The organism is Devosia sp. (assembly GCF_036676215.1).
Lineage (GTDB): Bacteria > Pseudomonadota > Alphaproteobacteria > Rhizobiales > Devosiaceae > Devosia.
On the sequence record NZ_JAKFDJ010000147.1, the window covers coordinates 22,562 to 45,868 of the forward strand.

The window sequence follows — 23,307 nt, forward strand, 5'->3', positions numbered from 1 at the left end:
TTATGGCGATGACCATGCAAGTACCGACGGACCAAAGCCTGACCACGCTGGTGCTGGATGCGGCGATCGCTGCGTCACGGCTGATCCTTGAAGTGTATGCCCGGCCCATTTCTGCGGCGATCAAGGCCGATGGCTCGCCGGTGACCGAGGCAGATGCGGCCGCCGAAGCGGTGATCCTGGACTATCTCAAGCCGACCGGCATTCCGGTGCTGGGCGAGGAGAGCGTGGCGGCCGGGATCATTCCAACGCTGGGCGAGCGCTATTTCGTGGTGGATCCGCTGGATGGGACCAAGGAATTCATCAAGCGAAACGGTGAGTTCACGGTGAATATCGCGCTGGTGGAACATGGCGTGCCGGTGCTGGGCGTGGTGCTGGCGCCGGCCACCGGCGAGACCTTTATCGGCGATGCCTCAGGCGCCTGGTTCTGCGATACGCAGAGCGGCATTGCGTCGGAACGGCGAGCCATTTCAGTGGCTTCGGCCACGCGGCCGCGCATCGTGGCGAGCCGGTCACACGGCCATGCGGCGCTGGCAATGCTGTGCGAGACGCTGGAGGTCGAGGCCGATGTCTCGGTCGGATCGTCGCTGAAATTCTGCCTCCTGGCGCGCGGCGACGCCCAGCTCTACCCGCGCTTCACGCCCACCTGCGAGTGGGATACGGCGGCCGGACAGGCTGTCCTGGAAGCGGCGGGCGGCGCGGTGGTTACGCTGGACGGGGCGCGGATGCGCTATGGGAAACACGATCTGGGTTTCCTCAACCCCTATTTCGTCGCCGCCTCGAGCGAGGCGCTGGCGCAACGCGCCGCCGCGGAAATGACCCGCCTGCTGGCCTGAGCGGGGAGAGCCATGCAACCTGATCGTAACTGCTCTGCCTGATCTGGTAGTTCTCTCAACTTGCGCGATTTACGCCGAGGATATAGACAACCGGCATATATCGGACCGACATAGGTCGACGGATCCCGCGCATGAACGTCAGAACTCTTTGCTTATCGATCCTCTATGAGGAGGAAGCAACCGGATATGAGATCCGGCGGCTTTGCGTCGAAGGCGAATGCTCGTACTTCGTCGAAGCGAGTTTCGGTTCGATCTACCCTGCGCTTGCCAAGCTGGAAGACGAAAAGCTCGTCACCAGCCGAACCGAGCAACAGACGGGCAAGCCGGCCAAGAAAGTCTACTCCATTACCGAGGCGGGCCGCGCCGCCTTTGCCGAGGAACTCGGCGCGCCTTTAGGCGAGGACGTGTTCCGCAGCCCATTCCTGCTATTCGCCCGTTTCGCGCATATCCTGCCGCGCGACCTGGTGGAAATGCGGGTCAACGAATTCTTGCAGAGGACCGTAGAGGACCGCCGCAAGCTGGATGAGACCTTTGGAGAACGCGGCTGCAACGCAGCGGATACATGGGTCATCAATTACGGACGTGCAATTATGGAGGTTGCAGAACAACACCTGCGCTCCCATATGCACGAACTGATCACATTAGCGCGAGCCGAGCCTAAGAAAGACGCGGCTGAGTAAAGGGGCGAATTCTCGATGCGTGCACTGTATTCCTACGGCGTTGCGTTACTGATCCTGGTCGTGGCGGGGGCATGGTTTCTCACCGGACACCTGGTCATTGGCGGCAATGGGCCGGGCCAGGGGGAGCGGGAGATCATCGGGGTTGTCTCCGGTGAGGGCGCCCACACGAGCGACGAATCTCTGGCGGCCCAGGCTGAGACCAGCACCGTGGCTGCCACTGCGGCAAAGGCCGAGGCCGACAGGCTTGCGGCGGAAGCCGCGGAAGCTCAGCGGCTTCTGAACGCTGCGAATACCGAAGCCATGAAAGCAGAGCTTGCCGAAGAACTCGAGGCAAAGCGCGTGGCGGCCGAAGAGGCCAAGAAGAAATCCGACGAAGCTGCGGCGGCGGCAGAAGCGGTGAAGAAGGAAGCCGACGCTGCGACGGCGGAGGCAGCCGGTATTGAACGCGAACTCAATTCGACGATGACGATTGCTGAGCGCAATGCCGCCGAGACGGGCGCGAGCATATCGGTGCAGTCGGTGCGCACCTCGACCTTCGTGGCTCAGGCCATGGCCATCGAAGTGCCGCTGCGCGGGCGCACCCAGGCCAAGGCCTCGGTTGGTGCCGTGGCGGAAACGGCCGGCATCGTCGATACGGTGCACGTTACCAAGGGCCAGAATGTGGCCGTGGGCGATCTGCTCTGCACACTCGACCAAGGCACCCGCGCCGCTGCGGTGGCACAGGCCCAGGCCGGGCTGGAACAGGCCAATGCTGGCCTGGTGGAGGCGCAGGCCGATTTCGACACCAATGCCGAACTGCGCGCAAAGGGCCTGGCGGCCCCCAATACCGAGCGCAGCCTTGAAGTTGCCTTGACCAGCGCCAAGGCGGCGATCAGCTCCGCCCGGGCTGGTCTCGACAACGCCCAGGCCGAACTCGATCGCACTGAAATCAAGGCCAAGGTGGCCGGCGTGGTGCAGGATCCGATCGCCGTGGCCGGCTCGATGCTGCCCCAGGGCCAGCCCTGCGCCACCATCGTCCAGCTCGACCCCATGGTCTTCATCGGCCAGGTGCCGGAAGCCCGCGTCAGCCTCGCCAGACTGGGCCTGGATGCCACCATCAGCACCGTGACCGGCCAGAGCGTTGCCGGCAAGGTGACCTATATCTCGGCTACGGCCGATACGGCGACCCGCTCGTTCCCGGTGGAAATCGAGATCCCCAATGCCAATGGCGCCATTCGCGACGGCATTACGGCAACGGCCACCGTCAACATGGGCTCCGCGCCGGCGCATCTGCTGCCGCAGTCGGTGCTGACGCTCAATGACGACGGCGTGCTCGGGGTCAGCACGGTTGTCGATGGATCGGTCAAGTTCCTGCCCATCCAGATTGCCAGCGACACGCGCAATGGCGTGTGGGTGCTCGGCCTGCCAGTATCGGTCGACGTCATTACCGTCGGCCAGGAGTATGTCACGGACGGCCAGGCCGTCGAAGCCACCAATGTAACAGCGAGCTGACATCATGCTGGACTTTATCGAACGCATCCTGCGGATGCCGCGAGTTGTTCTGACGGTCATGGTATTGCTGCTGGGAGCGGGTCTTGCGGCCTATGTCGCGCTGCCCAAGGAAAGCTTCCCGGCGATCGACATCCCCTATTTCTACATCTCGGTCAGCCAGACCGGTGTAGCGCCGCGCGATGCCGAGCAGTTGCTGGCCAAGCCGATCGAAGACCGGATCAAGGAAATCGACGGGCTGGAGAACTATTCCTCCACCGCGACCACCGGCCACGCCTCGGTGTTCCTTGAATTCAACGTCAATGCCGACAAGGACCTCGCGCTTTCTGATATCCGCGCGGAACTGGACGGCATTGCTTCCGAGCTGCCCGACGACGCCACCGAGCCGACGGTTACCGAGATTTCGTTCTCGGACATGCCGACGCTGTCCGTGGCGGTCTATGGCTCGGTGCCCGAGCGCGAGCTGGTCAAGCGGGCCAAGGACCTGCAGGAAGAGCTCGAAGGCATGGGCGACGTGCAGAGCGTGACACTGTCCGGGTCGCGCGACGAAGTGCTCGAGGTCACCATCGACCTCAACCGCCTCGAAGCCTATGACCTGACCGCCGCACAGCTGCTGGACGCGCTGAGCAAGAACAACATGGTGGTGCCGGGCGGTACGCTCGATACCGGCCAGGGCTCGTTCAACGTGGAGGTCCCGGGCCTGATCAAGAATGCCGCCGACGTCTATTCGTTGCCGCTCAAGTCCGTCGGCGACACGGTGGTGACCTTTGGCGACGTCGCCACGATTACCCGCACCTTTGAGGACGCGACCCAATATGCGCATGTGAATGGCCAGCCGGCGATCACGCTGGGCGTGGTCAAAAAGCTGGGCACCAATGTCATCACCATCTCCGATGACGTGCGCCGCGTCACCGAGAAGTTCACGGCCAACTGGCCGCAGGGCATCGAGACCAGCTTCCTGATCGACCAGGCGGACACGACCAAGGGCCTGTTCCGGTCGCTCGAGGCCGCAGTGCTGACTGCCGTGGCCCTGGTGATGATCACCTGCGTGGCCACGCTCGGCGTGCGCCCTGCCATCATGATCGGCATGTCGATCCCGATCTCGTTCATGATCGCCTTCCTCGTCGTGCAGATGCTCGGCATGACCATCAACATGATGATCATGTTCGGCCTGGTGCTGGCGGTGGGCGTGCTGGTGGACGACCCCATCGTGGTGGTCGAATATGCCGAACGAAAGCTGCAAGAGGGCGTTTCCAAGAAGGAAGCGTTCATCCTGGCGGCCCGCAAGATGTTCGTGCCGGTGGTTGCGGCCACCTTCACGACGCTGGGTGCGTTCGTGCCCCTGCTGTTCTGGCCGGGCATCATCGGCAAGTTCATGAGCTATCTGCCGATCATCGTGATCGTGGTGATGTGCGCCTCGCTGGTTTCGGCGCTCATCTTCATGCCCATTATCGGCGCTTTCATCGCTTCGACCCATGTGGACCCGAAAGCCAAGGAAGCCGCGGACGTGGTGATGTATGCCGACAAGTTCGACCCCGAGAAGGTCGGCGGCATCACCGGCGTCTATGTGCGCACCATGCAGCACCTGATGCACCAGCCGATACCGACACTGGGCGTGGGCTTCGCGCTGGTGGTGGGTATGTTCGTGCTCTACATGGGCAGCAACCCGACCACGGAAGCCTTCCCGGCATCAGAGCCCGAGTTCGGCACGGTCAACGTGATCACGCGCGGCAATTACTCGCCCGCCGAAATCCGCGACATGCTGGTTGAGGTCGAGACCGAGATCCTGCAGGTCCAGGGCATCCAGGACGTCATCATGAGCTTCGGCGGTGGTGGCGACGGGCTGAGCGCCGGTGGTCCGCCCGATACGATCGGCTCGTTCAACCTGCAACTCCTGCCTTACAATGAGCGCGTCAAGGCAGCGGAGATCTTCCAGAATATCCGCAACCGCGTCGCCGACATTTCGGGCCTCGACGTGCAGATCGCCGCGCAGGAAAACGGCCCGCCGGCCGGCAAGGCCATCAATCTGCGCGTCGAAGGCACGGTCTATGACGACGTCACCCCGGCCGTGGCCAAGCTGCGCGACTTCATCGAGAACGATCTTGGCGACACGATCGACATCGAAGACGGCCGCCCTGCCCCCGGCATCGACTGGCAGGTGACGATCGACCGGGAAGCGGCTGCCAAATACGGTATCGGTGTGCGCGAGCTCAGCCCCTATGTCCAGCTGGTGACTTCGGGCGTGAAACTGGGCAGCTATCGTCCGGACGATGGTAGCGACGAACTCGACATCCGGGTTCGCCTGCCCGAAGGCGAGCGCACGTTTGACGCGCTGGATTCGCTTCGGATCGTGACAGCGCAGGGCCTGGTGCCGGTGAGCAACTTCATCGAGCGCACGGCCGTGCCCAAGGTCGCCAACATCACGCGACGCAACGGCGTCTATGCGATGAGCGTGGCGGCCAACCTCAACCCGACTACCGCGGCGGGCGAGCAGATCGCCGCCGAAAGCAAGATCGAAGAGATCAAGGCATGGCAGGCGACCCAGGAGTGGCCGTCGTCGATCGAAATCGTCTATGGCGGCGCGGCAGAGCAGGTGGACGACACCAATGCTTTCATCGTGTCGGCGTTTGGCGCGGCCATGTTCCTGATCTTCCTGATCCTGCTGCTGGAGTATAACAGCTTCTACCAGGTGCTGGTCACCCTCACGACGGTGATCATGTCGCTCGGTGGCGTGCTGTTGGGCATGGTGGTCACGGGGATGAGCTTCTCGGCCATCATGACGGGCCTGGGCATCGTGGCGCTCGCTGGTATCGTGGTGAAGAACGGCATCGTGCTGATCGACACCTATAACCACTATAACCGCGACGAACATGTCGAGCCGATCAAGGCCATGCTGCTGACCATCAGCCAGCGCGTTCGCCCGGTGCTGCTGACCGCCACGGTGACGTCGCTGGGCGTGATCCCGATGGCGATGAACGTCGAATTCGACTTCATTCGCCGCGAGATCGTGGTGGGTGGCATCGCGGGCTCGTGGTTCATCCACCTCAGCGCCGCCCTGGTGTCCGGCCTGTTCGTCTCTACTGCGCTGACGCTGGTCATGGTGCCGGTCATGGTGGTGGCCCCGACCGTGCTGTGGGGGCAGATCAAGTGGCTCGGCCACCAGTTCGCCCGCCTTGGGCAATCGGTCACTGGTCGCGGCCGGACGGCGGCGGCAGTTCCCGCCGGGTTCGACGGCATGGCCGTGGAAATCCCCGCCGATGCAGACGGCAGCAAGCGCTACATCGTCAGCCCCGATGCGGGGCTGGTGGAAAAGGAAAAGAACGGCGTGACCGTGGTCAGCCGACCCGAAGCCGCCGAATAGGCGACAACGAACAACAAAGGCCCGCAGCGATGCGGGCCTTTGTTGTTGCCGCGGTCGTGCAGTCGGTGGTTTCAGGCGACGAAAGCGTTGAGCAGCCAATCATCGCCATCGAAATTGATGGCGCTCCGACGTGGCTCGTGTCGGGACAGCGCAGCAGACCAGAAGGCCATTGCCGCCGCATTGGCCAGAGGCACGGCGATGTGCCAGTCGCCGGGATGGGCGCGAAGCGCTGCGGCGACCGCGGCCTGCCCTGCCCCGCGCCGCCGATAGGGTTTGAGGATGAAGAACTCGGCCATGAAGAAGCATGGCTGGCGACCGGTTAGTGGACACTCATCGATGACGAGAGCGAAGCCGGCGATCTCGTCGCCTGCGTAGATCAGGTAGGGAAAGCACCAGAAGCGGTCGAGAAAGCCATACTCGAAGCGGCCATCAGCGCCGACGGGGAACGGCATGCTCTCGGTCATGTCGTAGAGGTAAAGCTGGACCAGGTTGGCGACGACCGGCTTCTGTTCGAGCGTGGCGGCGACAAGACGAATCTCGGACTGGGTCATGCGGACAGGATAGAGCCAGTTCGCGCTTATCGCGAGATGGAGCATTCCTGCTCGGTTTCGCGATGGGCCGTCTGCTATTCCCCTGCCGGAACGCCGCGCTTGACGAAGCCTTCGGGATCGTTGGCGGTGCGCAGGAGCTGTTCCTCGGCCTCGGTGGCCTCGCGCTGGCGGTTCCACATCTGGGCGTAGAGGCCGTCCTGCTGCAACAGGGCAGCGTGATTGCCGCGCTCGGCAATGGCGCCATCGCGCAGCACCAGGATTTCATCGGCATTGACCACGGTGGAGAGGCGGTGGGCGATGACGACGGTGGTGCGGTTTTTCGACACGACGTCGAGAGCGGACTGAATATCACGTTCGGTCTTGGTATCGAGGGCCGAGGTCGCCTCGTCGAGGATGAGGATGGATGGCGCCTTGAGGATGGTGCGGGCGATGGCGACACGCTGCTTCTCGCCGCCCGAGAGCTTCAGGCCGCGCTCGCCGACCGCTGTCTTATAGGCCTTGGGCAGCGTTTCGATGAAGGGGCCGACCTGAGCCATGGCGGCCGCGGCACGGACTTCCTCGACGGTGGCGCCGGGGCGGCCATATTCGATGTTGTAGCCGATGGTGTCGTTGAACAGCACGGTATCCTGGGGGACCATGCCGATGGCCGATCGGAGGCTCTCCTGCGTGACATCGCGCAGATCCTGGCCGTCGATGGTGATCGAGCCGCCAGTCACATCATAGAAGCGGTAGAGCAGCCGGGAGATGGTGGATTTTCCGGCGCCTGTCGGGCCGACGATCGCGACGGTTTTGCCGGCGGGAACTTCGAAGCTCACGCCCTTGAGGATGGGGCGATCGGGATCGTAGTGGAAGGTGACGTTGTCGAAGCGGATGACCGGACCGGTGATGGTGAGCGGCTTGGCGCCGGGCGTGTCCTCGACCTCGGGGGCTTGGTCCAGCAGCTTGAACATTGCCTCGATATCGGTGAGGCCCTGGCGCAGTTCACGATAGACGAAGCCGATGAAGTTGAGTGGCCGATAGATCTGCATCAGGAAGGTGTTGAGCAGGACGAAGTCACCCAAAGTCAGCGTGCCATTCATGACCCCGACGATGGACATGACGGCGATGATCAGGAAGCCGGTATAGAAAATGACCGCCTGGCCGAAATTGAGGAAGCCAAGCGAGGTCCAGATGCGGATGGCCGAGCGTTCATAGCCGGCCATGGAGACGTCGTAGCGGGCGGCCTCCATCTTCTCGTTGGCGAAGTATTTCACCGTCTCGTAGTTGAGCAGGCTGTCGATGGCCTTGCCGTTGGCATCGGTATCTGAATCGTTCATGGCGCGGCGAATGCCGATGCGCCAGTTCGATGCCTTGATGGTGAAATAGAGGTAGGCCCAGATCATCACCACCAGCACGCCGAGATAGCTGACGCCAAACAGCCAGACGAAGATGATGGCGGTGACGATGAATTCGACAATGGTGGGGGCGATGTTGAGCATCGCAAAGCGGACCACCGTTTCGATGCCCTTGGTGCCGCGCTCGATGACGCGGCTGAGCCCGCCGGTGCGGCGCGCCAGGTGGAAGCGCAGGGAAAGGCGATGCAGATGATGGAAAGTCTGGAGCGCCAGCTTGCGCACGGCGTGCTGGCCGACGCTGGCGAACAGCACGTCGCGCAGCTGCTGGAAACCGGCATCGATGACATTGCCCAGCGTATAGGCGATGACAAGCACGATGGGCACGGCGAGGCCAAGGATCACCGCGCCATTGGGCGCCGAGCCATCAAGGCCGTCGATAATGCCCTTATAGGCGAAGGGGATGAGCGTGGTGGCAACCTTGCTGAGCAGCAGGGCGCCTATGGCCAGCATCACGCGCATGCGCAAGTCGGGACGATCTGCCGGCCACATATAGGACCAGAGATTCTTCATCGTAGAGAGCAAGGATCCTTCGTCCGCGCTAACGGATGGCTTGCTTCCAGCGCTGTCAGACGACATCAGGCGGGTTCCGCTTCCAGTTTGGATGGAGCGGGACTAAAGCCCGCGATCATGCCGGAATAGGCTGCGCCAAGCGCCGCCAGCCGGTCATGCTGGACGATGTAGCAATTGCGCGTGCCGCGAGGCTTGCGCTCGATGAGGCCCGCATCCAGCAGCACCTTGATGTGCTGGGAGACGGTGGATTGGGCGAGGGTCAGTTCGTCGGTCACGTCGGCGCAGCAGCACTCGCCGCGCTCCTGCTTTGCCAGGATGCGCAGGATATTGAGCCGCACCGGATGGCCCATCGCTCGCATGATGGTGGCAATATCGTCGTCGTGCATGGTCTTGCCAGAGTTAATCGTCATTTGACGATAAAATGGGGGCTGGCACACAAATAATCAATGGCCCGCCGAAGGGCGGGCCACTTTGTACGCATTTAGTTGGGCAGTTCGAACACCTGACCGGGGTAAATGCGGTCCGGATCACGGATCTGGCCGGTATTGGCCTGGTAGATCGTGGTGTATTTGATGCCCTCGCCATAGACACGCCGGGCGATGGTCCAGAGATTGTCGCCGCGGCGGATGATGGCCTTGCCGGCGGCAAAGCGCTCGGCGTCGGGACCGCCGATCGAGACGCCTATCAAGGTGGGAACGGCTGGTGTGGCGACTGGCGCTGGCGTGGCAGCGGCAATCTCAGCGGGAGCTGGTTCAACAGCTGCTGGTTCAGTTGTAGCAGCAGTGGCTGGTGCTGGCTCGGTAGCCTGAGGCGCTGGAACCGGTTCAGTTGCCGGAACGGCGGCGGCGGGTGCTTCAGCGACTGCGATGGGTGGCGCATCGATCACAGGGACATCCACCACGAAATCCACCTCGGCGCGGGCCGCGACTTCGGCACTGTCGGGCTGGAGCATATCGATGCGGACGCGTTGCTCGGGCTTGGTCAGCACATTACCGGCCTCGACCAGCCAGCGGCCGGCGGAGACGAGCGCATCGGCGATGAAGCTATCGTCGACATAGAGGCGCATGGTGGCGCCGTCGGGGCCCGCACCGGCAAAGAAGGTGCGGCCATCTTCGATTTCGATGGCGTCGATGGTGGGCGGGATGCCGTCGAATGTAATTGCGGGTGCGGGCGGCGTAACGGGAGCTGGATCGGCTGCAGCGACGGCGGTGGCCGGTGCATCGGCGGCCGGAGCCGGGGAGGCGGCGGCGGGGGTAGCTGTGGGCGCCGGCTCAACTGCTGGCGCAGCAACTGCGGCAGGCTCAGATGGAGCCGGAACAGCGGGCTCGGCGGTGGCCGGCGGCGCGGACTCTGGCGCAGTCGCAGGCTCCGGTGCTGCGGCAGGCTCAACCGGCGGCGGCGCGGCGGCTTGCGGCGATTCGGCCGGCTGGGTCGCGGGTGCGGTGGCTGGAGCAGGAGCAGCCGGTGCGGATGCTGGCGCAACGGGATCGACAGCCGCGATCTGGGTCGGGCTCTCGGAGCCTGGACGATCCAGGCCCTGCAGCACTTCGCTGGCGGCGCCGGGCGTGCTGGCAACAACCAGCGGTTCGCTGAATTTGTCATCATTGATGACGACGACGAAGGACTGGGCGGCGCGGCCAGGCTTGCCGGCTTCGGCCAGGGTGATCTCCGTGCCGCCGGGCGCAATCGGTGCGTCGGGGACGAATACCCAATCGCCACTCGATTCGACCGTTGCCGTGCCCAGCAGGACGCCGTTGGAATAGATCTCGACCTGGCTTCCCGGCGTGCCGCTGCCGGCGATGACGATCGAGCCATCCGGCTCGGCGCGCAAGAGGCCGAAGGTCGCGGCAATCAGGTCTTCGGGCGGGGTGACATCGAGCGCCGGCTCGCCAACCGCGATTGCGGGTTCGGTCGTGGCGACGGCCGGGGCATCGGCGGATGCGGCAGGTGCCTGCTGCGGCAGAATGCCGGCATCGGCCATCTTGCCGCGCAGGCACAGCCCCATGCCGTCGCTGGAATTGAAACAGGAGACGACGGATGGTCCCGCCAGGATACCTATGATGACGACAAGAGTAACCGCCGCTGCCCCGAGAGTGAGCGCAAGAGGTTTTTTCGGAGCGGTTTCGGCCAGTTTGTCCTCCAGGACCGTTGTGGCAATTGACCCGTAATCGGGCTGCCAGGTTAAGCCACTTTGTCTGTCGTCCCCCGCGCCGTTTCAGTCTTCAACAGCTTGTAGGTTATCGATTCATACAGAGCTTCAAAGGACGCATCAATGATGTTGGGGGAAACACCGATCGTATACCAGCGTTCGCCGCTGCCATCGCGGCTTTCGACCAATACACGGGTGACCGCGCCCGTGCCGCCGTCCAGGATACGCACCTTGAAGTCGACCAGTTCGAGATCCTCGATGCGACTCGAATATTTGCCGAGATCCTTGCGCAGCGCCAGATCGAGGGCGTTTATGGGGCCATTGCCCTCGGCAACCGACATCAACAACTCGCCTTCGACGCGCAGCTTGACCACTGCTTCGGTGACGCTGATTTCTTCGCCCCGGGCGTTGTGGCGGCGCTCGACGCTGGCGCGATAGTTCTCGACGGTGAAGTAGCTGGGCATGGTGCCGAGCACTTCGTGGGCCAGCAAGGCGAAGGACGCATCGGCGCCGTCATAGGAATAGCCGCGCGATTCGCGCTCCTTGACGGTGGCCAGCAGGCGCTCGAGGCGACGGTCATCCTTGGCCAGGTGGATGCCGTGGCGTGCCAGCGCGGTCAGCAGGTTGGACTTGCCGGCCTGCTGGCTGACCATGATGGCTCGCTCATTGCCGACGCTTTCGGGCGGCACATGCTCATAGGTGGAAAAGTCCTTGAGCAGAGCCGAGGCATGAATGCCGGCCTTGGTGGCGAAGGCTGAGGCGCCGACATAGGGCGCCTGCCGGGTCGGGGCGCGATTGAGACGGTCATCGAAGGCGCGCGAAATCTGGGTGAGGCGTTCGAGGTGGGTCGCGTCGATACCGGTTTCGAAATGGTCGGCATAGAGCGGCTTGAGCACCAGGGTGGGGATCAGCGTCACCAGATTGGCATTGCCGCAGCGTTCGCCCAGGCCATTGAGCGTGCCCTGGATCTGGCGCACGCCGACTTCCACGGCGGCCAGCGTATTGGCCACGGCCTGGCCGGTGTCGTCATGGGCATGGATGCCGAGGCGGTCGCCAGGGGCAATAGCCATGACCTTGCCGACGATGTCGCGCACTTCGCTCGGCATGGTGCCGCCATTGGTGTCGCAGAGCACGACCCAGCGGGCGCCCGCATCGAGGGCGGCCTTCACGCAGGCGAGGGCATAATCCGGATTGGCCTTGAAGCCATCGAAGAAATGCTCGCAGTCGACCAGGGCTTCCTTGCCGGCAGCAACCGAAGCAGCAACGCTGTCGCGCAGGTTTGCCAGGTTTTCTTCAAGCGAAATTTCAAGTGCCACCGTCACCTGATGATCCCAGCTCTTGGCGACGAAACAGGTGGCATCGGCCTGTGAGTTGAGCAGGGCCTGGACGCCCGGATCGTTGGCGGCGGAGCGCCCTGCCCGCTTGGTCATTCCGAAGGCGGTGAACTTGGCTTTCCTGGTGCGGCGCTGCTCGAAGAATTCGGTGTCGACCGGGTTGGCGCCGGGATAGCCGCCCTCGACATAGTCGACGCCCAGCTCTTCGAGCAGGCCGCAAATCGAGATCTTGTCCTCGAGCGAGAACTCGATGCCGGCGGTCTGCGCGCCGTCGCGCAGCGTGGTGTCGAAGATGTAGAGGCGGTCTTTGGACATGGGCGTTACTTCGTTTTCTGGCTCTGGCCCGGGCCAACCGCTTGGGGCCAGCGTTCGGTATCGTGGTCGGGATGCTGGTGATTGGTGGATTTGATGAAGGCGGCAGTCTCGGGCGCCTCGGCGTCGGTGCTTTGCCGATCGGGCAGATGGCCGAGACCGTTGGCCCAGCTCAGGCGGCTTTCGACGCCGTGCTGGTCGATGGGCGGAAAGGCCTCGGGGTCATCGAGCGACCCGATGGAGACGCTCATCCAGTTGCCCTCCATATAGGCGAAGGTCAGCGGCGTGCCGCACCTGGCACAGAAACCGCGCTCGGCCTGATCGGACGAAAGGAAGATGGAGATATCGCCGCGCGTGACGGTAAAGCTGTCGCGCGGGCCGCCGACGAGCGGCGCATAGAAGCCGCCGAAGGCCTTCTGGCACATGCGGCAATGGCAGATATGGGAGCCGCTGGGCTTCTGGGTAAAGCGATAGCGCACGGCGCCGCATTGGCAGCCGCCGGACCAGGTCTCACTCATGATCGCTGCTCCGGGGAGGCCAATCATTGGTGTCGTGATCGGGGTGCTGCCGATTGGTGGCGCGTATGTCCGGCGCCTCTGCGCTCATTTCAGCCTCGGTGGTGCCAAGCCATTCCATGGTCGGCAAGGCCGCGAACCAGGAGACGCGCCCCTCGATACCGCAATGCACATGCGGCGGGAAAAGCTCGGGGTGGTCCAGAGAACCGGTGGTGAAATTGAGGTGCCCGCCTTTCACGTTCTCATAGAAAAGCGGGGTACCGCAGTTCGCGCAGAAGCCGCGATCGACATGCTCGGAACTGCGAAATCGGGCCGGTTGCCCGCGGGTCCACGCAATCGCCTCCCGTGGGGCAGCGACAAGGGCAATGAAGATGTTGCCCGCCGCCTTCTGGCACATGCGGCAGTGACAGATGTGGGAATTGTCCAGCATTTCGGTGGCGTGGTAGCGCACGGCGCCGCATTGGCAGCCGCCACTGACCTCCTGGGCGTAGCGCTTCATCTATCGATCCTCCCTGGGTGGCCAATCTTCGGTGTCATGATCGGGATGCTGGTTGGAGTGGATGCCGGCGAGGAAATCGCGCCATTCGTCGCTGGATTCGGTACGGGCCGGCAGCGCGGTGAGGCCGTCGAAGAAGGGCAGCTTGTCGGTGAGATTGACCTGGATGACCGGGGCGGCCACTGTGGGATCGTCGAAGGCGCCGATGGCCAGTTCCAGCCCGTAGCGGGTTTCATAGGCCAGGGGCGTGCCGCAATCGCCGCAGAAGGCGCGGCGGGCGGCGTTGGAGCTCTGGAACCATTTGGGCTCGCCGCGGGTCCAGGTGGCATTGTGGGCGGTGACGAGCGGGCCGAAGAAACCGCCAAAGGCCTTCTGGCACATGCGGCAGTGGCAGATGGACGGGCGGCCAAGCCGGGTGACGCGGAAGCGCACCGCGCCGCACTGGCAGCCACCGGTATGGGCTTCGGGCTTGTCAGTCATGATTGAGCCTCGTGTAGGGCGGCCCAGACGGCATCGAGCACGGCGTCCGGGCGGGCAAGGATGTCGGAGTTCCAGATGCGGAGGATGCGGAAGCCCTGGGCGCGGAGGTAGGCATCGCGAGCGGTGTCGTAGGTGGATTCGGCGTGCTGGCCGCCGTCGAGTTCGACGATGAGGCGCGCACTAAAGCAGACAAAGTCTGCAATGAAGTGATCGATGGGCACCTGCCGCCGAAACTTAAAATCAACCAAACGGCGGTTTCGTAACAACAGCCAGAGCTGTCGTTCCGCCTCTGTGGGGGCGTGGCGCATGCTCCGGGCGAAGGTCTTCAGCCTTTCGTGCTTGGCGGCATCGCCCCCCTCACCCGCCCTTCGGGCACCCTCTCCCGCGAGGGGAGAGGGGGGCATGGTGCCGGACCCGCACTCGGAGCTCCCCTTCTCCCCGTGCGGGAGAAGGTGGTCCGAAGGACCGGATGAGGGGGTTTGCGGTGTCACCGCTTGACCTCCCACCTCGTCTGGCGCTGGCCGGCCTCGTCCTTGTAGTCCATCAGGGCGATGCCCTGTTCGGCGAGTTGGTTGCGGATGGCGTCGGCTTTGGCGAAGTCCTTGGCGTTGAGGGCGGCGAGACGGGCGGCAATGGACATATCGACCGCCACGTCCTCACCGGCCGGTTGCTGCGTCGGAGGATCAAGGCGGATTCCAAGCAGCAAGGCTGCATTTATCAAGGAAGCACCCGCCGCGACCACGCCATTGCTCGCAGCCCTAGCCAGGGACTGCATCGTCTGAATTGCGGCAGGGGTATTTAGGTCATCCGCCAAAAATCTCACGATACCCTCATACCCGATGTCCAGTGTATTTGGGACGTGTTGCTCAACGCTGGCATCGCCCAGGATTTCACCACCCCGGCTATTCATTGCAGAGTTTCGCGCTCGCCGAAGCCGCTGCAGGATGCTCTCGGCCTCCTCCAACCGCCTCACCGAAAAATCGATCGGCTCGCGGTAGTGCGTCATCAGCATTGCCAGCCGAAGGACTTCTCCCGGCCATTTCCGGCCGCCGAACTTGTCGGTCTCCAGCAACTCGTTGATGGTGACGAAATTACCCAGGCTCTTGCTCATCTTCTGGCCTTCGACCTGAAGGAAGCCGTTGTGCATCCAGATATTGGCCATGGCGTGGGTGCCATGGGCGCAGCGGGATTGGGCGATTTCGTTTTCGTGGTGGGGGAAGATGAGGTCGAGGCCGCCGCCGTGGATGTCGAAGGTCTGGCCGAGATAGCGCTCGGACATGGCCGAGCATTCGATATGCCAGCCGGGGCGGCCGCGGCCCCATGGGCTGTCCCAGCCGGGTTCGCTGTCGGAGGACTGTTTCCACAGCACGAAATCGGCCGGGTTCTTCTTGTGTGCATCGACGGCGATGCGGGCGCCGGCGAGATTGTCTTCGAGATTCCTTCCGGAAAGCTGGCCGTAATCGGGCATGGAGGTGGTGTCGAACAGCACTTCGCCAGCGGCATTATAGGCGTGGCCGCGCTGGAGCAGACTACCAATGAGCGCCTGCATTTCGGCAATGTTGTCGGTGGCGCGGGGCTGGACGGTGGGCTCCAGCGTGCCGAGCGCCCTGGCATCGGAGAGGAACTGCGTCTCGGTCTTTTCGGTGACCCGGCGGATGGCTTCGTTCAGCGGCAGATCGGGAAAATCGCGCAGGGCGCGGGCGTTGATCTTGTCGTCGACGTCGGTGATGTTGCGGACATAGGTGACATGCTCGGCGCCATAGACGTGGCGCAGCAGGCGGAACAGCACGTCGAAGACGATGACCGGGCGGGCATTGCCGATATGGGCGAAGTCATAGACCGTGGGGCCGCAGACATACATGCGCACATTGTTCGCATCCAAAGGAACGAAGCGCTCCTTGGTGCGCGTCAGCGTGTTGTAGAGGGTTATCTGCGGTGTGCCCGAGGTCATCGTCAAAAATCCTGGCCATGCGGAGTTGCGCTGGCTGACGGGCTCTTCGGGTATCAAAAATCAGGATGAAGAAGACCGCGCCGCCAACGAGTGGTTAGCAGGTAATAATGCAGCGGTTAATCAGAATGGTCTGGGTCTTCATGGCGCGGAGATTGACCGCTGCCCGACGGGAAATCAAGCCGAAAAGAAAAAAGGGCGATCCGGGTGGATCGCCCAATCGCTTTGGAGGCGATGCGTATTAGCCCCGGAACTGCTGGTGGCAGGCGCCGCAGGTGGTGCCGAGGGCCTGGACGGCGGCGGCATAGGCTGTGGCGTCGCCAGCTTCGGCGGCAGCGAGGCCATCGGTTGCGGCCTGCTTGCCGGTTTCGACGATGGCAACAAAAGCATCCCAGTTTTCCCAGATGGCGGGCAAAGCTTCGCTGTCGCCGACGATCGAGCCTTCGGGGAAGAGATCGGGAATGTGAGTATAGTTGTCGAGCAGCGTCTGCATGGCGGCTGCGGCTTCGGCGCCGGAGAGATTGCCAGCGGTACGCAGCAGACCACCATCTTCGCGCATCAGCGCCTTGCGGGCCGCAAGGGCCTCTTCCGCGGTGGCGGGGGCAACGAAGGCCTCCTGTGCCACACTTGCGACGACGCCAAGCGTCATCAGGCCAGCAATGGCCATCGCGGAAATCTTATTGATCGACATGAGTGCACCCTCAAGGATTTATCGAAGCGGAGCATAGCTGCATCCGCTGGACTAAAGTCTGGCATGGCTGCGTGACGCGCCCAACGCCTACACGGGAATGTTATCAGCAATTGCAAGGCGTTAGGCGAGCGCGACCTTCTGGAGCATGTCGCCAAACACCGACTGGCCCGTGGCGGAGACGGCGCCGATGCGGACCACATCACCGGGCTTGAGGAAGGGCGTGCGGGCGCGTCCATATTTCAGCTTTTCGACGGTGCGGGCCTCGGCAATGCAGGCAAAGCCGATGCCGTCGCGCTTGATGGGCAGGGTTTCGTCGTGCCGGTTGGATACCGTTCCGCCACCGATAATGGTGCCGGCGGCAAGGCTGCGGGTGCGGGTGGCCTCGACGATCAGGTCGGCGAAATCGAAATGCATATCGGTGCCCGCATTGGGCTGGCCGAACAGGACGTCGTTGACCTCGACGCGCACCGGCAAATGCAGGCGGTTGTCGCGCCAGGCCGCGCCCAGGCTTTCGGGCGTGGCGACGATGGGGGCGAAGGCGGTGGAGGGCTTGGCGTGGAAGAAGCCGAAGCCGTTCTGCAGGTCATCGACAACCAGCCGGCGCAAGGACACGTCGTTGCAGACGGTGACGAGGCGGATGGCGGCGGCGGCCTGTCCGCGCGTGGCGCCCATGGGCACCGCTCCGATGATGACGGCGACTTCGGCCTCGAAGTCGATGGCGAGATCTGGGTCGGTCACGCGGATGGGGTCGGTGGGACCGGACAGCGAATCGGAACCGCCCTGGTAGAGCAAGGGACGGGTCGACTGCAGCTCTTCATCCTTGCTGCCCTTGAGGCTGCGGACGCGTTCGAGGTGGCTGAGATAGCCGGAGCCGTCGATCCACTGATAGGCCCGCGGCAGGGGGGCGAGCGCCAGATCGGCATCGAAGCGCTGGCCGGCAATGGAACCGGCGTCGAGCTGGGCCGCCAGTGCCGCAAGGGCCGGCGCGTGGGCGTCCCAGTCGTCGAGGGCCGCCTGGAGGGTCGGCGCAATGCGGCCGGCGGACACGCAGCGGCCGAGGTCGGCCGAGAGAACGACGAGCTGGCCATCGGGTCGGCCATTGCGGAGCGTTGCTAGTTTCATCGGGCGCAATCTCGAAGTTGTGTGGCCTTGCAGCGCTACCACGGGGCCGGCGCCGCCACTATAGTGTTGCCAACGGTCCTAGCGTTGTCTTAAGGGCCGTCACGAGCAGGCGCGCGGCGCGCCGCGAATGGAATTCGAGGACAAGGCTTGGGCAGGAACGGCGGACGCGCGCTCATTCTCATCATGCTGGCGGCGGTCTGCCTGATCATGGACGTCAACACCGCCTATGCGCAGGCCGCTCAGTGTGCCCAGCTGGACAATGCCCTGAGGCAGTTCGACAGCAATGCCGAGTTCCGGCAAATGGGCGGCAATTCCCAGGCAGCGCGCCAGGCGGCGCAGGATGTGCAGGCCATGGAAAGCCGCTATGTCCGCGACGGATGCAATGACGACGCCAAGGCGGGGCGCACGCTGACGGACCAGTGCCGGCAGATCGGGCGCGAAGTGCTGCGGCTGCGTGATGTCGCCGCCGACGTATCGCGGCAGGTGGAAACGGCCAACGCCGTCGCCGGCCAGCGCGAAGCGATCCTGCAGGAAATGGCGCGCTTCGGCTGCGGCGCGAACCAGGGCTCCAGCGCCACCTTCACCAGAGAGCGGCAGTCGGTCTTCGACCGCATCTTCGGCACAACGTCGGAGGGCGACTTCACCGACGGGCAGATGGTGGATGGCGGCGACTATTGGGGCTACCAGGGGTACCAGACGGTGCGCACAGTCTGCGTGCGGCTCAGCGACGGCTACTTCTGGCCGATCAGCTACGCCACCCTGCCCGACTATGCCAGCAATGATGCCATGCAATGCGAGGCGAGCTGTCCGACGACGCCCGTTGAACTCTATATGTACGACAATCCGGGCCAGGAGCCGGAGCAGATGCGGAACCTGTTTGGCGAACCCTATTCGGCATTGCCGACGGCGTTCCGCTATCGCGACGAGCTGGACACCAGCGTCGGCGCCAGCTGCAAGGTGGCGCCGCAGTTCGATGGCAAGATGAGCGTGGCGACGGGGGGCGATGGCTCGGCGCGCATGATGATCGAAGTGGCTGGCGTCAGTTTCCCGCTACCGTTGCGCGATCCGCGCGGGCAGGCGCCGGTGCAGGCCGCGACTGTGGCGCCGCTGGAAACTGCCACGCTGGTGGATATCCCCCTGCCCCGCCGGCGCCCCGCCGGCCCCGGCGAAACACCGGTGACACGGCCAGTTCAGGCCGAGGCGGAGAGCGAACTGCGGCTGGTGCAGTTCGGCGACAGGATTGTCAGGGTAGTCGGTCCAGACACGCCCTACGCCCAACCAGCGGGAGCAGGGACTTAAGCTCGGGCCCGTCGTGGCGCCCGGTCAAGGCCAGGCGCAGCGGCAGGAAGAGTGGCTTGCCCTTGCGTCCGGTGGCGGATTTGAGCGCGTCGGTCCAATGCGACCAGGTCGTCTGATCCCAGGGTTCGGGCGGCAGCAGGGCTTTTGCCAGAGCGAGGAAATCGCGGTCTTCGTCGGCGACGATGGACTCGACCGGGCCGGTCACCAGCTTGGCCAGCGCGGTGATGTCACCAAATTTGTGCAGATTGTCGCGCAGCAGCAGCCAGAGCGCCTCGCCTTCGAGGCCAAGGCTGGACAGGCGCGGCTGGGCCGCCTCGTAAGGCATGGTGTGCAAGAGGCGGGCATTGAGACCGTCGAGTTCGGCGGGATCGAAGCGGGCCGGGCCGTGTGAAATCATCGAGAAATCGAGCCGATTGGCGATCTCGTCGAGCGTCTCATAGGTCTCTATGGGCAGGCTGGTGCCGGTGATGCTGGCCATGATGGCAACGGCCATCGGCTCATAGCCGGCGGCGCGGAAATCGGCGATGGACTCCGAACCAAGGCGCTTGGAGAAGCCCTGCCCTTCGGCGTCGGTGAGGAGATTATGGTGACCGAAGGTGGGGACCGCGCCACCCAGAGCCTCGAATATCTCGATCTGGGTGCCGGTATTGGAGACGTGGTCCTCGCCGCGGATCACGTGGGTGATGGCCAGATCGATGTCATCGACCACCGAGGGCAGCGTATAGAGGTAGGAACCGTCTTCGCGCACCAGAACCGGATCGGACATGGAGGCGGTGTTGACGGTCTGGGGTCCCTTGATGAGATCGTCGAAGTGGACCGGACGGCCGTCCAGTTGGAAGCGCCAGTGCGGCTTGCGGCCTTCGGCTTCGAGCCGGGCGCGGTCCTCGGCGGTGAGTTTCAGCGCCGCGCGGTCATAGATTGGCGGCTTGTTGAGGGCGCGGGCGCGCTTGCGGCGGCGGTCGAGCTCGTCTTCGGTTTCGTAGCAGGGATAGAGCCGGCCGGCGGCAATGAGGCGGTCGCGAGCGGCGTCATAGAGCGCCGTGCGGTCGGACTGGCGAACCAGCAGGTCGGGCGTGATGCCGAGCCAGGCGAGATCGACCTCGATGCCGTCGGCGAATTCACGGGTGGAGCGAGCCTGGTCGGTATCGTCCATGCGCAACACGTAGCGGCCGCCATGGCGGCGGGCATAGAACCAGTTGAGCAAAGCCGGGCGGGCATTGCCGAGATGGATGCGGCCAGTGGGGGACGGCGCCCAGCGAACAACGGTCATCCGAGGGTCCGATCCTTATAGCCATTGGTGATCGGGTACTTGCGGCCGAGGCCGAAGGCCTTGGGCGTCAGTTTGGGACCGGGGGCGGACTGGCGGCGCTTGTATTCGGCGATATTGAGCAAACGCTCGACGCGCTCGACCAGCGCCTGATCGTAGCCGTTGGCGACGATTTCGGCGATCGACATCTCATCCTCGACCAGGGCGCCGAGAATGGTGTCGAGTACCGGATAGGGCGGCAGGCTATCCTGATCGGTCTGGTTGGGGCGCAGTTCGGCGCTGGGGGCCTTGGCGATGATGGCCTGGGGGATGACTTCGCCGGCCGGACCTCTGCAGTCGCCGGGCACATGGGCATTGCGCCAGGCGGCGAGGCGATAGACCTCCATCTTGAACATGTCCTTGAGCGGATTGTAGCCGCCGTTCATGTCGCCATAGATGGTGGCGTAGCCGACGCCCATTTCCGACTTGTTGCCGGTGGTCAGCAGCATGGAACCGAGCTTGTTGGAGACGGCCATCAGCACGACGCCGCGCATGCGGGACTGGATGTTCTCCTCGGCCAGATCGGGGGCGCGATTGTCGAAGATGGGGGCCAGTTCGATCAGGGCATCGTCGACCGGGTTGCCGATCGAGACGATATCGTAGCGAACGCCGAGCCGCTCGGCGCAATCCTTGGCGTCCTTGAGGCTGGCCTCGGAGGTGTAGCGGTAGGGCAGCATGATGCAGTGGACGTTTTCGGGGCCGAAGGCATCTACCGCCATGGCGGCGACCACCGCGCTGTCAATGCCACCCGACAGGCCAAGCACGACCTGCTTGAAGCCGTTCTTGTGCACGTAGTCGCGCAGGCCGAGCACGCAGGCCAGCCAGGGGGCTTCGTCGGTGGTGGTCAGCTCGGTGACTTCGCCCTGGGCGCAGGTCCAGCCACTGTCGCCGCGGACCCAGTCGGAGATGATGAAATCGGTGATGAAGGACTTGCCCTGGAACACCAGCCGGTTGCCCGGCTCGATGCCGAAGGAGGCGCCATCGAAGACCAGTTCGTCCTGGCCGCCGACCTGGTTGAGATAGAGCATGGGCACATCGTCTTCGGCGACACGGGCCCGCACCAGATCCTTGCGGACATGCTGCTTATCGGTCCAATAGGGCGAGCCATTGGGGCAAAGCATAATCTCTGCGCCGCGCATGGCGAGGTGTTCGCAGACACTGGCGTGCCAGATATCTTCGCAGATCGGGATGCCTATGGGCACGCCCTTGATCAGCACAGGCTCAGGCGGCGGGCCGGCGATGAAATAGCGCTTCTCGTAGAAGATGTCGGAATTGGGCAATTCGCGCTTGAAGCGCGTGGCGATGATCTTGCCGTCCTCGGCAACCAGCACGGTATTGTGCAGCCCGGTCTTTTCGCGCCAGACGGTGGGCAGGACCAGAACCACATCGGTGCCGGCGGTGTCCGCCACCAGATCGCGGGCGGCCTGCATGGCGTCGGCGACGAATTTTGGCTTGCACAGCAGGTCATCGGGGAAATAGCCGGTGAGGAAGAGCTCGGACAGCATCAGGATGTCGGCCTTGGCGGCCACGGCATCGGCAAGCGCGGCGCGGGCCAGAGCCAGATTGCCCACGAGGTCGCCGACCTTGGGATTGAGCTGGGCAAGCGCAATTCGGAGGCGGTCTGTCACGGGATTGGCCTAACTGGGTCGTGGGCAGGACGGGTACATACTTGCCCTGCCATACCCCCCTCCCAGCCTCCCCCGCAAGGGGGGAGGTGCTGTCCGGCGTGTCGGGCAGCATTTCGCCCCATACCGGAGTTTCAGAAGCGGCCGGTCAGTTCGGCTCGCAGGCCGTAGCGGAAGAGCGAGGCGTAGGTGGAGGGCATGGTCGTGGCGGGCTGTGCGCCGCCGGCAGAGGTGCCGCTGAAGACGGCATCGAGGTTGCTCTCGAGGTACCAGGCCCGGCCGCCGAGACGCAGAATGAGGTTTTCGGTGGGGTGGAAGCCCACCATGCCCTCGGCCATGACGCCATAGCCACGGCCGGAGAAGGTGGTCGGGGCATTCTCGTTGTAGACGGTTCCGCCGAAGTTATAGCCGCCGGGCGAGCTGCCGCCGAGGACGCCGGAGACGTGGGCATAGGGAACGGCCGCAACCTCACCCTGGAGGTCGAACATGTCGAAATCGGCGGTGCCTTTGAGGCCGAGGCGCAGCGCGTGGATGTCCAGTTCGTTGCGCGCCTCGCCAAAGCTCGTCGGTACGCCACCGGCAAAGCCGGTTGCATATTGGCCGGTACCGATGTCGGGCGCGTCCTTCCAGTACTGGTAGCCGACCAGCCCGCCGAAGGCGAAGCCCCCGATCATATTGCCGGCGGGCAGCCAGCCGAAGTCGGCGCCGGCATAGCCGATGCGCGAAGAGTTGCCGATGGCGCCACTGCCCGCAGGGGTAATCTTGTAGGTGCCGGTGGTATGCAGGCCGATGCCGGCGCGGCCGGCGACGTAGCTCTGGGTCGACAGATCTTCGATCTTGCCATGCAGTTCGCCGATATGGGTCTGGTCGCGGGAGGTGACCGCTATATTGCCCAGCGGCGCGCTGCCGGCGAAGCCAGCGTCGCGGCCACCCCAGGAATACCAGTAGGCGGTGCCGAATTCGAAGCGGATGTCGTCGTCGGTGTTTTCCCAGCCCTCGTCATAGGCGGGGCGCAGTTCGGGATAGTCGGCGGCCAGAGCCGGGATGCAAGCGCAGGTCGCCAGAATTGCGGCGGCCGCTGGTATGGTGCGCTTCATCTAATCCTCCGGGGTGATGCCGTGTCGTCCCGGAGAATTTATCCTCTGTTAGGGTTAAGGTTCCGCTAAATGCCCCGCGTCCAGCCGTTTTCCCACGGCCAGCCGGTTTATTCGCC

20 protein-coding genes are annotated in these 23,307 nt (G+C 64.0%); 5 read left to right on the top strand and 15 right to left on the bottom strand.

Translation table 11 applies throughout. The annotated features are described in order from the left end of the window. Positions 1-14 precede the first annotated feature (14 nt). The 4 genes from cysQ to V6M52_RS12745 all read left to right on the top strand — a co-directional run bounded on the left by cysQ (position 15) and on the right by V6M52_RS12745 (position 6,362). Positions 15-833 (top strand): 3'(2'),5'-bisphosphate nucleotidase CysQ, encoded by an 819-nt coding sequence (gene cysQ, locus V6M52_RS12730; protein ID WP_332690569.1) that lies wholly within the window; start codon positions 15-17, stop codon positions 831-833. Between the two features lie 131 nt (positions 834-964). After that, positions 965-1,513, top strand: coding sequence for a PadR family transcriptional regulator (locus tag V6M52_RS12735; RefSeq protein ID WP_332690572.1), 549 nt, complete (start codon positions 965-967; stop codon positions 1,511-1,513). Between the two features lie 15 nt (positions 1,514-1,528). Next, entirely contained in the window at positions 1,529-3,004 is a 1,476-nt protein-coding gene (locus tag V6M52_RS12740; protein ID WP_332701285.1) for an efflux RND transporter periplasmic adaptor subunit, read from the top strand. 4 nt (positions 3,005-3,008) lie between these two features. Then, a complete protein-coding gene (locus tag V6M52_RS12745) occupies positions 3,009-6,362 on the top strand; it encodes an efflux RND transporter permease subunit (RefSeq protein ID WP_332701286.1) in 3,354 nt (1,117 codons plus the stop codon). A 71-nt stretch (positions 6,363-6,433) separates the two neighbouring features. On the opposite strand, the gene V6M52_RS12750 is transcribed toward V6M52_RS12745, so the two are convergent. The 12 genes from V6M52_RS12750 to V6M52_RS12805 all read right to left on the bottom strand — a co-directional run bounded on the left by V6M52_RS12750 (position 6,434) and on the right by V6M52_RS12805 (position 17,864). Next, complete coding sequence (locus tag V6M52_RS12750; protein ID WP_332701287.1) at positions 6,434-6,958, bottom strand: GNAT family N-acetyltransferase; 525 nt, start codon at positions 6,956-6,958, stop codon at positions 6,434-6,436. A 29-nt stretch (positions 6,959-6,987) separates the two neighbouring features. Further along, entirely contained in the window at positions 6,988-8,883 is a 1,896-nt protein-coding gene (locus V6M52_RS12755; protein ID WP_332686812.1) for an ABCB family ABC transporter ATP-binding protein/permease, read from the bottom strand. Then, a complete protein-coding gene (locus tag V6M52_RS12760; protein WP_332701288.1) occupies positions 8,883-9,203 on the bottom strand; it encodes an ArsR/SmtB family transcription factor in 321 nt (106 codons plus the stop codon). The genes V6M52_RS12755 and V6M52_RS12760 overlap by 1 nt, the downstream gene beginning before the upstream one ends. A 95-nt stretch (positions 9,204-9,298) precedes the next feature. After that, on the bottom strand, positions 9,299-10,822 hold the full coding sequence (locus tag V6M52_RS12765; protein ID WP_332701289.1) for a LysM peptidoglycan-binding domain-containing protein: 1,524 nt from the start codon (positions 10,820-10,822) through the stop codon (positions 9,299-9,301). Positions 10,823-10,998: 176 nt separating this feature from the next. Next, positions 10,999-12,615: a citramalate synthase gene (gene cimA, locus V6M52_RS12770; protein WP_332686815.1), complete on the bottom strand. Its 1,617-nt coding sequence runs from the start codon at positions 12,613-12,615 to the stop codon at positions 10,999-11,001. Between the two features lie 5 nt (positions 12,616-12,620). Continuing rightward, complete coding sequence (locus V6M52_RS12775) at positions 12,621-13,130, bottom strand: GFA family protein (RefSeq protein ID WP_332701290.1); 510 nt, start codon at positions 13,128-13,130, stop codon at positions 12,621-12,623. Further along, entirely contained in the window at positions 13,123-13,626 is a 504-nt protein-coding gene (locus V6M52_RS12780) for a GFA family protein (RefSeq protein WP_332701291.1), read from the bottom strand. Before V6M52_RS12780 ends, V6M52_RS12775 begins: the two co-directional genes overlap by 8 nt. After that, complete coding sequence (locus V6M52_RS12785; RefSeq protein WP_332686818.1) at positions 13,627-14,103, bottom strand: GFA family protein; 477 nt, start codon at positions 14,101-14,103, stop codon at positions 13,627-13,629. Continuing rightward, positions 14,100-14,507: an endonuclease domain-containing protein gene (locus V6M52_RS12790; protein ID WP_332701292.1), complete on the bottom strand. Its 408-nt coding sequence runs from the start codon at positions 14,505-14,507 to the stop codon at positions 14,100-14,102. The genes V6M52_RS12785 and V6M52_RS12790 overlap by 4 nt, the downstream gene beginning before the upstream one ends. A gap of 83 nt (positions 14,508-14,590) precedes the next feature. Continuing rightward, complete coding sequence (cysS, locus tag V6M52_RS12795) at positions 14,591-16,054, bottom strand: cysteine--tRNA ligase (protein ID WP_332701293.1); 1,464 nt, start codon at positions 16,052-16,054, stop codon at positions 14,591-14,593. Between the two features lie 238 nt (positions 16,055-16,292). Next, positions 16,293-16,742: a cytochrome c gene (locus V6M52_RS12800; protein WP_332686821.1), complete on the bottom strand. Its 450-nt coding sequence runs from the start codon at positions 16,740-16,742 to the stop codon at positions 16,293-16,295. Positions 16,743-16,862: 120 nt separating this feature from the next. Further along, a complete protein-coding gene (locus tag V6M52_RS12805; RefSeq protein WP_332701294.1) occupies positions 16,863-17,864 on the bottom strand; it encodes a fumarylacetoacetate hydrolase family protein in 1,002 nt (333 codons plus the stop codon). 147 nt (positions 17,865-18,011) lie between these two features. Here V6M52_RS12805 and V6M52_RS12810 point away from each other — a divergent pair, with 147 nt between their 5' ends. Beyond that, the gene (locus tag V6M52_RS12810) at positions 18,012-19,163 is read left to right on the top strand and encodes a DUF2865 domain-containing protein (RefSeq protein ID WP_332686823.1); all 1,152 of its coding nucleotides are present in this window, start codon (positions 18,012-18,014) and stop codon (positions 19,161-19,163) included. Here the strand turns inward: V6M52_RS12810 and gltX are convergent. The 3 genes from gltX to V6M52_RS12825 all read right to left on the bottom strand — a co-directional run bounded on the left by gltX (position 19,108) and on the right by V6M52_RS12825 (position 23,191). Next, complete coding sequence (gene gltX / locus V6M52_RS12815; protein ID WP_332701295.1) at positions 19,108-20,433, bottom strand: glutamate--tRNA ligase; 1,326 nt, start codon at positions 20,431-20,433, stop codon at positions 19,108-19,110. The genes V6M52_RS12810 and gltX overlap by 56 nt on opposite strands. Next, a complete protein-coding gene (locus tag V6M52_RS12820) occupies positions 20,430-22,097 on the bottom strand; it encodes an NAD+ synthase (RefSeq protein ID WP_332701296.1) in 1,668 nt (555 codons plus the stop codon). The genes gltX and V6M52_RS12820 overlap by 4 nt, the downstream gene beginning before the upstream one ends. A 131-nt stretch (positions 22,098-22,228) precedes the next feature. Then, entirely contained in the window at positions 22,229-23,191 is a 963-nt protein-coding gene (locus tag V6M52_RS12825; protein WP_332701297.1) for a hypothetical protein, read from the bottom strand. Between the last annotated feature and the right edge of the window lie 116 nt (positions 23,192-23,307).